The following is a 12094-nucleotide window of genomic DNA, read 5'->3' on the forward strand; positions in this document are numbered from 1 at the left end:
CGTCAACGGATGATCGGGCGGTTTCCCATCCTGTATATCGCCGAGGCGGACGCCGAGGACGCCGTGCTGTCCTCGGGCGTGCTGGCGCATCTGGTCGAGAGCCTGCCGGATGCGACCTTCACCATCGTCGGATCTGCCGCCAGCGCGCCGCTGTTCGCCGACACGCCGCGCCTGACGAAGCTGATCGTGCTGGAGCGCGAGGGCCATTTCGAATGGATCGCCCTGTGGAACCAGGTGCGCGGGACCAAATGGGGCCTGGTCGTGGACATGCGCGGCTCGGACCTGTCGGGCAAGCTGAGGCGGCACAAGCGGGCGGTGCGGGGCAAGGATGCGCCGGGGCCGCACGCGGTCGAGGCGGCGGCGGCGGTGCTGAAGCTGGAGCCCGAGGAGATTCCGGCGCCGCGTCTGTATGTGTCGGACGAGACGCTGGCCCAGGTTCAGGCGCTGATCCCGGCGACGGGCGGGAACGGACCCATTCTGGCGGTCGGGCCGGGCGTGGAATGGATGGGCAAGCGCTGGCCGGCCGAACGCTACGCCAAGGTGGCGGCCAAGCTTCTGGCCGACGATGGGCCGCTGGCGGGCGGGCGGCTGATGATCGTGGGCGAGGAGATCGATCGCGAGGCGGCGCACACCATCCGCTACGCCGTGCCGCGCGCGCGGGTGATCGAGCTGCAGGGCAGGCTGACGCGGCTGCAGACGGCAGCCGCCCTGTCGAAATCGGCGCTGTACGTCGGGGCGGACTCGATCTGGACCCATCTGGCGACGGCCTCGGGCGCGCCGGTGGTGGCGGTGTTCGGGCCGTCTGACGAGGCCGTGCGCGGACCTTGGAAGGGCGAGGCCGTGCGAGGGCCGCGCACCTATGAAGAGTTCAGGAAACTGGATCCGCGCCTGAACCAGGCGATCCAGCATATGATGGATCTGCCGTGGGAACGGGTGCTGAAGGCGTCGATGCGGCTGTTGAAGGGGCGGGGCTGAACAAAAACTCCGTCACCCTCGGGCTTGTCCCGAGGGCCCATCTTTCCGCATAAGCGAGCCTGAAGCGTCGGTCGCGGCGTGCGATTTCGGTGATCGTGCGACGGCCGCCATGGGCCCTCGGGACAAGCCCGAGGGTGACGGTGATGATGATGACCCAGACCTATGACCTGATCGTGCGTGGCGGCGAGGTGGCGAACCATGCGGGGCGCGGCCTGGCCGACGTGGGCGTGATCGACGGCAAGATCGCCTTTATCGGCGACCTGAGCCAGGCCTCGGCCGGCGAGACTTTCGACGCCACGGGCCTGACCGTCCTGCCCGGCGTGATCGACACCCAGGTTCACTTCCGCGAGCCGGGGCTGGAGTGGAAGGAAGATCTGGAGACCGGGTCGCGCGCGGCGGCCCTGGGCGGGGTCGTCGCCGTGTTCGAGATGCCGAACACCAATCCCAACACCACCGACCCGGACACCATGGCCGACAAGCTGGTCCGGGCGAAGGACCGGATGTGGACCGACCACGCCTTCTATGTCGGCGGCACGCACGAGAACGCGGACTATCTGGGCGAGCTGGAGCGGCTGCCGGGGTGTTGCGGGGTCAAGGTCTTCATGGGCGCCTCGACCGGCGACCTGCTGATCGCCGACGACGAGGGGGTGCGCAAGGTCCTGTCGAACGTGCGCCGGCGCGCCACCTTTCATTCCGAGGACGAATACCGGCTGGTCGAACGGCGGGGTCTGGCCCGCACAGGCGACTGGACCAGCCACCCCGAGGTGCGCGACGCCGAGAGCGCCATCCGTTCGACCCGGCGCCTGGTCGGTCTGGCGAAAGAGACGGGCGCGCGCATCCATGTGCTGCACGTCACGACCCGGGATGAGATGGAATATCTGCGCTTCCACAAGGATGTCGCCACCGTCGAGATCACGCCCCAGCACCTGACCCTGGTCGCGCCCGAGGCCTATGAGCGGCTGGGCAGCTACGCCCAGATGAACCCGCCGATCCGGTCGCAGGAGCATGTGGACGCCCTGTGGCTGTGGGGCATGCAGCAGGGCGTCGCCGACGTGCTGGGGTCCGACCACGCGCCGCACACCAAAGAGGAGAAGGCCAAACCCTATCCGGCCTCGCCGTCGGGGATGCCGGGGGTGCAGACGCTGGTGCCGCTGATGCTGACGCACGTCGCCAATGGGCGGTTGAGCTTGGAACGGTTCATCGACCTGACCTCGGCCGGCGCCCAGCGGGTGTTCGGCACGGCCAACAAGGGTCGGATGGCCGTCAGCTATGACGCCGACCTGACCATCGTCGATCTGAAGGCGAAGCGGACGATTACGCACGACCAGCAGGCCACGCGCTGCGGCTGGACCCCGTTCGACGGCGTCGAGGCGACCGGCTGGCCGATGGCGACCATCGTGCGCGGCCGGGTGGTGATGCAGGACGGCGAACTGATCGGATCGGCGCACGGGCGGCCGGTGCGGTTCATGGAGACGCTGTGAGGGCGCTTCGCTCCGTTATCAAACTCTACTCCGTCATCCTCGGGCTTGACCCGAGGATCGGAAGGTCCGCCGCATTGCGTCGGCGGCGAACGCACAGCCCGATCCGCACCCGGTCCTCGGGTCAAGCCCGAGGATGACGGAAGTTGGTGGGAAGGCGCCGGGTGTGACGGTGGTGAGAGACAAGCTCGGCCTGATCGGCTTCGGCGCCTTCGGGCGGCTGACGGCGCGGCATCTGTCGCCCTGGTTCGACATCCTGGCCCATGATCCGGCGGCGACGCCTGGAGTCGGGGGCGGCGAGGGCGTCGCGACCCTGACCGACCTGGCGACCGCCGCCGCCTGTCCGACGGTGGTGCTGGCCGTGCCGGTCGAGGCGCTGGAGGCGACGCTGATCGCCATCCGTCCGCATCTGGCGCCCGACGCCCTGGTCATTGATGTGGGGTCGGTGAAGGTGAAGCCGGCGCAGGCTATGGCCGACCTCCTGCCGCCCGGCGTGCGGATCGTCGGAACCCACCCGCTGTTCGGCCCGCAGAGCGGCAAGGACGGCATCGCGGGCCTGCGTATCGCCGTGTGCGAGGTGCGCGGCGAAAAGGACGCGCGCCGCGTCGCCGCCTTCTGCCGCCGGGCGCTGGGGTTGAAGGTCTTTCAGGTCAGTCCCGAGGATCACGACCGCGAGGCCGCCACCGTCCAGGGCCTGACCCACCTGATCGCCCGCGTCCTGATGGCCATGGAGCCCCTGCCGACGCGCATGACCACCGCCAGCTTCGACCGTCTGATGCAGGCCGTCGACATGGTCCGCCACGACAGCCCCGCCGTCTTCCGCGCCATCGAACGCGACAACCCCTTTGCGGCCGAGGTGCGGGAGCGGTTCTTCGCCTTGGCGGATGAGGCGCGGGGAGCGGCGGGGGAGGTGTAGGCGAACGTCTGCTTTCGGCTGCGAAACCCAAGCCTGAAATCGACCTATTGCGGACGTTCGAAGCGTCAAGGACACTGCCCCGATGAAACGTCTCATCATCGCATCAGCGGCCCTGCTCTCCGCCTGCTCACCAGTGAGGCACACCTATACCGTAGAGACTCAGCACGCGGCGAGCCCAGTTGTGTCCGCTAGGGTCTCCGTGTGCAAACAGCCGACATGGTCGCTGGAAAAATCAGGAGCCCGCTTTGCCGGAGCCAACCGCGAAAATTGTGAGGGGTCTGGTTTCATCCGGCTGACCCATCAAGATGGGACGACCAATGACTGTAAAGTTGGCTACGTGACGACGATGGATCAGACGTTGGCTTACAAAGTAAGCGGCCGATCGTGCGAGCCGCAACTCTGAACGTCCGCTTCCTACCCATAAGCGCCGCTGCGAAGGTCAGTTCTGAGGCGAAACTACCGCCTTCCGTTCGCTTGAATGAACGCGCCCACATCCTCCGCCACGCCCGACGCCAGCGGTAAGGCCGGATCGGCATAGGTCGCCATATTGGCGGCGCGGTCGGCGGGGGCGGTCTTGAGGACGTGGTTGACGCCGCCCCAGAGTTTCAGCGTGGCCCTGGGGTCGGCGGCGGCAAGGGCCTGGGCGTCCACTACGCCGATCTGGAGGTCGGTGGTGCCCTGGCCGATGAAGACCGGGCCGTCGTAGGCGGCGAGCAGGGCGGCGGGGTCCAGCGGCAGCCACGAGATCAGATAGGGCTGGACCGAAGGACGGAACAGGGCCGCCAGCGCAGGCGGCGTGTCGGCGACGGTGCGGCCGGCCTCAAGCTGGGTCAGGGCGGCGAAGGCCTGGGTTTTCATCGGCTCGGGCAGGGTGGCCAGCTGTTCGCGCAGCACCACGCCGGCCGGACGACCGGCGCCGGACAGCAGGATCAGGCCGCAAATCTTGTCGTCGTTTTCGACCGCTTTCAGGGCGACCAGGGCGCCTTCGCTGTGTCCGATCAGCCAGGCGCAGGGCAGGCCCGCGCGCGCTGCGGCCTCCTTCGCCCAGGCGCGGGCGTCGGCGGCGTAGGCGTCGAAGCGCAGATCGGCCTCGGCCGGTCCCGCCGCCGCGCTGGCGGCGATGCCGCGCTTGTCGATGCGGACGGTGGCGATCCCCTGTTCCGCCAGCCCCTCGGCCAGCAGGCGATAGGTGGAGGCGGCGACGCCCAGCGGGCTGTTCCCATCACGGTCCGTCGGACCGGAGCCGGGCAGGATGACGGCGACGGCGGTGGCGCTGTCGGGCGCCAGCAGGGTTGCGTGCAGGGGCGCGGGTTGGGCAGGCAGGGCGATCTCGGTCGAGACCGCGCCGGCGATCAGGCTTGCGGCGAGAAGGGCGGGGGGCAGCATGAGCATGGCGGTCTCCGTCAGGCGTTCGAGAAACGCAACCTGTGCGCTGTGAACACCACCTTATCCCCTATTTCCATCTGCGACAGTTCGCGCCGTGTCATTGCAAGACGCTCGCAACAGGGCGTAGAGAGCGGAGCATATCTGCTGTTTTTGAGAATGCGTTGCAAACTATGGTTCGCTCTACCCGTCATTTCGTCTGCGCCGCCAGCCTTCTGGCTCTGACTGCGGCCACGCCGGCCCTGGCTCAGGAGGCGACGGAACTGGGCGAGATCGTCGTGACGGGGTCGCAGGTGCGGTTGCCCGCGCCGGCGGCGGGCGGGCAGGTGGCGCGCGGCGGTCGGGTCGGTTTGCTGGGGAACCTGGGCGTGATGGATACGCCGTTCTCGACCAGCAGCTATACCGAAGAGCTGATCCGCAATCAGCAGGCGCGCAGCGTGTCGGAGGTGTTGCAGAACGATCCTTCGGTTCGGGTGTCCAAGGGGTTTGGCAACTTCCAGGAGTTGTATGTCATCCGGGGCTTCCCGGTCTTCTCGGACGACATGACCTATAATGGTCTTTACGGCGTTCTGCCGCGTCAGTTCGTGGCGGCGGAACTGCTGGAGCGGGTCGAGGTCTTCCGTGGCGCGACCGCCTTCCTGAACGGCGCGGCGCCGGGCGGCAGCGGCGTGGGCGGGGCGGTGAACCTGGTGCCCAAGCGTGCGGGCGAGGCGCCCCTGACGCGGCTGACGGCGGGTTGGGAAGGGCGCGACGAGATCTACGCCGCCGCTGACGTGTCGCGTCGCTTTGGTCAGGACAACGCCTGGGGCCTGCGTCTGAACGTCGCCAGCCGCGATGGCGAGAGCGCCGTCGAGCACGAGCAGCGCGAGATGCGCGTCGTCGGCCTGGGGCTGGATCACCGCGGCGACCGCGCGCGGTTCTCGGCCGACCTGGGTTGGCAGTCGAACCGGCTGGACGACCCGCGTCCGCAGGTGACGCCGAACGGCGCCATCCCCACGCCGCCGTCGGCGGACAAGAACTTCGCCCAGCCCTGGACCTATACGGACGAAGAGCAACTGTTCGGCGCGGTGCGGGGCGAGTTCGATGTGACCGACGCCGTCTCCGTCTGGGCCGCCTTGGGCGCGCGCGACGGCAAGGAGCGCAACAGCCTGGCCAATCCACGCGCTGACGCCGACGGCTCGCTGAGCGGCAGCCGGTTTGACAACGGGCGTCGCGACCAGGTGTTTTCGGCCGACATCGGCGTGCGGGCGGACTTCGATACCGGCCCGATCACTCACCGTCTGGTCGCCTCGGCCGCCCAGGTGCAATCGCGCGAGAAGAACTCCTACGCCTTCTCTGGAGGTTTTGACGCCGGCACGCTGAACGATCCGGTCTATGTGCCGGCGCCCGCCGCGTCCGGCCTGGGCTCGCTAACCGATCCGGGCGTGGTCGGGCGGGTCAAGACGACCAGCTTCGCCGTCGCCGACATGCTGTCATTCCTGGACGATCGGCTGATCGCCACGATCGGCGCGCGCTATCAGGAGATCGACACGCGCGGCTACACCTACGACACCAACGTCAGGAACGGCGGCTATGCCAGCGACGCGGTGACGCCGGTGTTCGCCCTGGTCTATCGGCCGATCGACGCGGTGTCGCTGTACGCCAACTATTCCGAGGCCCTGATCCCGGGCAAGACGGCGCCGACGGTGATCAATGGCGCGCCGGTATCGAATGCAGGCGAGGTGCTGGAGCCGTTCCGAGGTGAACAGGCCGAGGTCGGGGTCAAGTATGACGGCGGATCGTTCGGCGGCACGCTGAGCGTCTTCCGCACGACCCTGCCCAGCGAGTTGTTTGACGGCACGACCTATTCGGCAGGCGGCGAACAGGAGAACCGGGGCGTCGAGCTGTCGGTCTTCGGCGAGCCGGTCCAAGGTTTGCGCGTCCTGGGCGGCGCGACCTGGCTGGATGCGGAGATCACCCGCGCCCTGGACGCCTCGCTGGACGGTAAGTCGGCTATCGGCGTGCCGGACTTCCAGGCCAATGTGAACCTTGAATGGGACGTGCGCGCCATCGACGGCCTGACGCTGGAAGGCCGGGTCGTTCACACCGGATCGCAGCCGGCGAACGGCGCCAATACGGTGGAGCTGGAAAGCTGGACCCGGTTCGATGCGGGCGTGCGCTACGCCTTTGTCGCGGGCGACAAGCCGGTGACGCTGCGCGCGCGGGTCGAGAATGTCGCGGACGAGGATCAGTGGGTCGCGGTCGGAGGTTTTCCGGGGTCGAACTATCTGACGTTGGGCGCGCCGCGCACGTTCCGCCTGTCGGTCTCGACCGAGTTCTGATCCGCGTCGGCTGATGCACGCCCGAACCATCCGCGCCTGGTCCTGGACGCACAAGTGGTCGAGCCTGGTCTCGACCCTGTTCCTGCTGATGCTGTGCGTCACCGGCCTGCCGCTGGTGTTCAGCCATGAGCTGAACGAAGTGCTGCTGCACGAACCGTGGGAGCCGAAGAACCCGCAAGGGCGGCTGCTGACCCTGGACGAGGTTCTGGCGGCCGGACTGGCGCGGCATCCGGGCGAGGTCCCGGCTTTCATGAGCTTCGACGAGGACCGGCCGGTGGTGAATGTCACCAGCCGCGCGCCTGACGCCCCGGCGGGAAAATACAGTTTCGAACCCATCGACCGGACCAGCGGCGAGGTCGCGCCCCTGGTCGCCGGCCATCCTGTGATGGAGTTCCTGCTGCAGCTTCACACCGACATGTTCCTGGGTCTGCCGGGGATGCTGTTCCTGGGCGCGATGGGCCTGCTGCTGGTCGTCGCTGTGGTGTCGGGGGTGGTGCTGTATGCGCCCTTCATGCGGCGGCTGCCGTTCGGCACGGTGCGGGTGAAGAAGGCCGCGCGGACGCGGTGGCTGGACTATCACAACCTGCTGGGCGTCGTGACGGTGGCCTGGCTGCTGGTGGTCGGGGTGACGGGGGTGGTCAACACCCTGGCGACGCCGATCCTGGCCTATTGGAAGGATACGGCGCTGAAGGAGCTGACCCAGGCTTATGACGCCCCGGCGCCGGCGGGCCAGCGGGCCTCGCTGGATGCGGCGGTTGAGCGGGCCAAGGCGGCTCTGCCGGGGATGCAGTTGCAGTTCGTGGCGTTTCCGGGGACCGACTATTCGACCGATCACCACTATGCCGTCTTCTTCCATGGCGACACGCCGCTGACGACGCACATGACCACGCCCGCCCTGATCGATGCGCGGACAGGGGAACTGGCGGCGGTGGCGCAGATGCCCTGGTATGTGAAGACGCTGTCGCTGTCGCAGCCGCTGCATTTCGGAGATTACGGCGGGTTGGCGCTGAAGATCCTGTGGGCGCTGCTGGACATCGCGACCATCGTGATCCTGGGGTCGGGTCTCTACCTGTGGCTGGGCAAGGGACGGCGGAAGTCATGAGCCGCCATCATCATAACCGCAAGGATCTGAGCCTGTGGGCCATCTTTCGCACGCCCATAGTCCTGTTCGGCCTCAGCCTGATCGGCCTGGTCGGCGCGCTGTTGCAGGACGGGGCGTGGGATGGGGTGTTCTCGGCCCTGCTGGCCTCGACCGTCGTCGCGACGGCCTGGGCGCTTATCCGATCGAGAAGCTGACGCCGCAGCCGCAGCTGGAGGCGGCGTTGGGGTTTCGGACGACGAACTGTGCGCCGGCGAGTTCATCGACGTAGGCGATCTCGGAGTTTTTCAGGAACGGGACCGACACGGGGTCGATCAGGGCGGCCTGGCCGTCGGCCTGGATGTGCAGGTCGTCATCCTCGGCCGTCTCGACCAGTTCGAACCGATACTGGAAGCCCGAACAGCCGCCGCCATCGACGGCGACGCGCAGCATCAGGGTCTTGCCCTCGACCGCGCCCAGCTTGGCCAGGCGTTTGGCGGCGCTGGCGGCCAGGACGATGCCTTCCGGCGCGCGCGTGGCGACGCTGAAGGCGGGTGTGGACGGTTCTGTGGATTGGACGGTGCTCACGGCTGTCTATATGAGGCCCGCAAGGGCGTTCGAAAAGGGCCGCCCGCATCAAAGCAGTCTCAAAGTTGATGAGTTGAGCCAGACAGACCTCGCCACCTATGCCGAACGCGCCGACCTGACCCTGGGGCGCCGCGTTCCAGAGCCGGCCAGTCGCACGCGCACCGCCTTTGCGCGCGACCGCGACCGGATCATCCATGCGACGGCGTTTCGGCGGCTGAAGGAGAAGACCCAGGTCTTCGTGGCGCACGAGGGCGATCATTACCGCACTCGCCTGACCCATTCGCTGGAGGTGGCCCAGATCGCGCGGTCGCTGGCGCATGCGCTGAGGCTGGACGATGATTTAGCCGAGACCATCGCTCTGGCGCACGACCTGGGCCACCCGCCCTTCGCCCATGCTGGCGAGGACGAGCTGGTGGTGCAGATGCGCGACCACGGCGGGTTCGACCACAACGTCCAGAGCTTCCGCGTCGTGACCGAGCTGGAGAACCGCTATCCGCAGTTCGACGGGCTGAACCTGAGCTGGGAGACGGTCGAGGGGGTCATCAAACACAACGGCCCGGTGTCGCACCGGCTGGACGAACCGGCCTGGTCGGTGGTGCGGCCCTATGCGGCCGGCGGCGAGGCGGGATGGGACCTGCGGCTCGGGACCTTCGCCTCGCTGGAGGCCCAGTGCGCGGCCGTCGCCGACGACATCGCCTACAACAACCACGATGTGGACGACGGGGTTCAGGCGGGGCTGATCACCTTGCAGGACCTGGATCAGGTGCCGCTGATCGGGCCTATGCTGGCGCAGGTTCGGCGCGACTATCCCGACATCGACGATCGGATGCTGAGGATCGAGGCGGTGCGGCGGATGATTGGCGTCATGGTCGAGGACGTGCTGGCCGAGACGGCGCGGCGGCTGGAAGACGACCGGATCGTCACGACCGAGGACGTGCGCACGGCGAAACGGACGATGGTGGATTTCTCGTCTGAAATGCACGCCGACCTGGCCATCCTGAGGAAGTTCCTGTTCGAGCGGATGTATCGCCACTACCGGGTCAACCGGACGCGCAGCCAGGCGCGGCGGGTGCTGTCGCAACTGTTCGAGCTGTTCATGGCCGAGCCGGAGGTCATGCCGCCGGAATGGAGCACGCCTGCCCTGACCCGCGACCGGACGCAGCGGGCGCGGGCGGTCTGCGACTATATCGCCGGCATGACGGACCGTTACGCCATAGAAGTGCACCAGAAACTGTTCAGCCTCGACCTCGCCCTCGATCTGTGATTCGAAAGATGCACGCGGGGGCGTAGAGTGATCGTTCGGCGCGCCGATTCGCGCGCCTGACAGACGGCGGAGCGCGACAATGTCCTTTGAAGACGACAACAAGCCGGGCCGGGGCGCCTATACGCCCCCGACCGATGACGACCTGCCGTTCCGTCGCAATTCCTATGATCCGCGCAGCGGCCGCAACGTCGGCTCGGGCGGGGGCAAGGCCCCGCCGGTCACGTTGATCATCAGCGCGGTGGTCCTGCTGCTGCTGATCGTCGCCGTGATCTTCTTCTATCGCTCGGGCATGCGCGCCTCGACCGACGCGCCGCCCGCCGTGGGCCAGCCCGTCGGCGACATGAAGTCGGCGCCGCCCGTGGACGCCCAGCCGATCGATCCGGCCGCCGGCGTACGCGTCTATCGCGACGAGGGCGAGACGACCGACGCGCCCGTGACCTTCACCCCGCCGCCCGAGACGCCCCAGCCGCGCCCGGCCGCGCCGCCAACCGCCGCCCCGACCGGACAGGGCCTGCCGCCCGCCAAGGCCGCGACCCCCGCCACGCCGACGCCGCGTCCGACGACCGCGCCGCCTGTCGCCGCTCCGGCGAACAAGGCCCCGGCTGCTGCGGGCGGTTCGGCCTCGGTGCAGATCGGCGCCTTCTCCTCGACCGAGATCGCCGACCGCGAATACGCCGCCGTCGCCGGCCGGTTCGGCTCGTTCGCCTCGGGCGCCGAAAAGCGCGTGACCGAAGTGACCTCGTCCAGCGGTTCGACCCTGTACCGCACGGCCTTCTCGGGCCTGTCGCGCGAGCGGGCTGTCGCCTTCTGCAACGCGCTGAAGGCCGCCGGGCGGGACTGCATCGTTCGGTGAGACACCACGCGTTTTCGTCATCCTCGCCCTTGTGGCGAGGATCCAGAACTCCCGGTGTCTGATCTGGTCGCACTGCGGCTGACACCGGGAGTTTGGATCCTAGGGACAAGCCCTAGGATGACGGATTGTAAGGTAAGGGGGATATGACCTCCGCCGCCATCTACGGCTGTTCGGGCCATCGGCTGACCGATGACGAGCGGGCCTTCTTCGCCGAGGCGCGGCCGTGGGGCTTCATCCTGTTCCGGCGCAATATCGACACGCCGGAGCAGGTGCGGGCGCTGACCGACGAACTGCGGGCGTCGATAGGCGATCCCGAGGCGCCCATCCTGATCGATCAGGAGGGGGGGCGGGTCCAGCGTATGGGGCCGCCGCACTGGCCCAAATATCCGCCGGGGAACGCCTATCTGAAGGCGACCGACGATCCGCTGGCGGCGCGCGAGCTGGCGCGGTTGGGCGCGCGGTTGATGGCGCACGACCTGCGCGAGGTCGGGATCAACGTCGATCTGCTGCCGGTGCTGGACGTGCCTGTGCCCGGCGCCCACGACATCGTGGGCGACCGCGCCTATGGCCAGGATCCGCAGGCCGTGACCCTGCTGGGCCGGGCGGCAGCGGAAGGGCTGCTGGCGGGCGGGGTGCTGCCCTGCATCAAACATATGCCGGGCCATGGCCGCGCCTTCGCCGATAGCCATGAAGACCTGCCGACGGTCCATGCCGATTTCGAGACGCTGGACGGCTGGGACTTTGCGCCATTCAAGGCGTTGTCGGACATGCCCCTGGCCATGACGGCGCACATCGTCTTCACCGCTGTGGACAAGAAGCGGCCGGCGACACAGTCGAAGAAGGCGGTGAAGATGATGCGCGAGCATCTGGGCTTCTCCGGCCTGATCATGACCGACGACCTGTCGATGCAGGCGCTGAGCGGATCGTTGGGCGAGCGGACGCATCTGTCGCTGAAGGCGGGCTGCGACGTGGTCCTGCACTGCAACGGCGACATGGCCGAGATGCAGGCCGTGGCCGAGGCGACCGGCAGGCTGAAGGGCAGGACGAAGGCGCGAGCCGAGGCGGCGATGGCGCGGATCGTTCGCGTCCCCGAACCGCTGGATCCCGTGGCGGCCCATGCGCGGTTCTTCGAGGCCATGGGCGGTCGGCTGGATGTCGCCAAGGGGCCGGACGTGGGGGAGGCGCAAGCATGAGCCGCCTAGACCGTCCCGGCCTCAAGCAGCGCGAAGCGCGCTAGG

9 protein-coding genes and 2 pseudogenes are annotated in these 12094 nt (G+C 68.2%); 9 read left to right on the forward strand and 2 right to left on the reverse strand.

The annotated features are described in order from the left end of the window. Positions 1–9: 9 nt before the first annotated feature. The 3 genes from ACZZZD_RS14580 (at position 10) to ACZZZD_RS14590 (ending at position 3369) form a co-directional block, all read left to right on the forward strand. Positions 10–975 (forward strand): glycosyltransferase family 9 protein, encoded by a 966-nt coding sequence (locus tag ACZZZD_RS14580; RefSeq protein WP_463435923.1) that lies wholly within the window; start codon positions 10–12, stop codon positions 973–975. A 149-nt stretch (positions 976–1124) separates the two neighbouring features. Further along, entirely contained in the window at positions 1125–2456 is a 1332-nt protein-coding gene (locus tag ACZZZD_RS14585; protein WP_463436150.1) for a dihydroorotase, read from the forward strand. 172 nt (positions 2457–2628) lie between these two features. Beyond that, positions 2629–3369 carry a prephenate dehydrogenase/arogenate dehydrogenase family protein gene (locus tag ACZZZD_RS14590; protein WP_463435925.1) on the forward strand — a complete coding sequence of 247 codons (741 nt, stop codon included), beginning with the start codon at positions 2629–2631 and terminating at the stop codon, positions 3367–3369. 456 nt (positions 3370–3825) lie between these two features. Here the strand turns inward: ACZZZD_RS14590 and ACZZZD_RS14595 are convergent, their stop codons facing one another. Continuing rightward, complete coding sequence (locus ACZZZD_RS14595; RefSeq protein ID WP_463435927.1) at positions 3826–4761, reverse strand: alpha/beta hydrolase; 936 nt, start codon at positions 4759–4761, stop codon at positions 3826–3828. A 362-nt stretch (positions 4762–5123) separates the two neighbouring features. Between ACZZZD_RS14595 and ACZZZD_RS14600 the strand changes: the two are divergent. The 3 genes and pseudogenes from ACZZZD_RS14600 to ACZZZD_RS14610 form a co-directional block, all read left to right on the forward strand. Further along, positions 5124–7010: pseudogene (locus tag ACZZZD_RS14600) on the forward strand (TonB-dependent receptor); the annotation flags it as partial. Continuing rightward, positions 6983–8175, forward strand: a pseudogene (locus ACZZZD_RS14605) (PepSY-associated TM helix domain-containing protein). The pseudogenes ACZZZD_RS14600 and ACZZZD_RS14605, both read left to right, overlap by 28 nt. Continuing rightward, the gene (locus ACZZZD_RS14610) at positions 8172–8369 is read left to right on the forward strand and encodes a hypothetical protein (protein WP_463435928.1); all 198 of its coding nucleotides are present in this window, start codon (positions 8172–8174) and stop codon (positions 8367–8369) included. Before ACZZZD_RS14605 ends, ACZZZD_RS14610 begins: the two are co-directional and overlap by 4 nt. Here the strand turns inward: ACZZZD_RS14610 and erpA are convergent. Further along, the gene (gene erpA, locus ACZZZD_RS14615) at positions 8350–8670 is read right to left on the reverse strand and encodes an iron-sulfur cluster insertion protein ErpA (RefSeq protein WP_463436152.1); all 321 of its coding nucleotides are present in this window, start codon (positions 8668–8670) and stop codon (positions 8350–8352) included. The genes ACZZZD_RS14610 and erpA overlap by 20 nt on opposite strands. A 142-nt stretch (positions 8671–8812) precedes the next feature. Here erpA and ACZZZD_RS14620 point away from each other — a divergent pair, with 142 nt between their 5' ends. The 3 genes from ACZZZD_RS14620 to nagZ all read left to right on the forward strand — a co-directional run bounded on the left by ACZZZD_RS14620 (position 8813) and on the right by nagZ (position 12049). Beyond that, on the forward strand, positions 8813–10003 hold the full coding sequence (locus ACZZZD_RS14620) for a deoxyguanosinetriphosphate triphosphohydrolase (RefSeq protein WP_463435930.1): 1191 nt from the start codon (positions 8813–8815) through the stop codon (positions 10001–10003). 79 nt (positions 10004–10082) lie between these two features. Further along, positions 10083–10856, forward strand: coding sequence for an SPOR domain-containing protein (locus ACZZZD_RS14625; RefSeq protein ID WP_463435932.1), 774 nt, complete (start codon positions 10083–10085; stop codon positions 10854–10856). A gap of 143 nt (positions 10857–10999) precedes the next feature. Continuing rightward, entirely contained in the window at positions 11000–12049 is a 1050-nt protein-coding gene (nagZ, locus tag ACZZZD_RS14630) for a beta-N-acetylhexosaminidase (protein ID WP_463435934.1), read from the forward strand. Positions 12050–12094 lie beyond the last annotated feature (45 nt).

Source organism: Brevundimonas sp. AC546 (genome assembly GCF_979258305.1).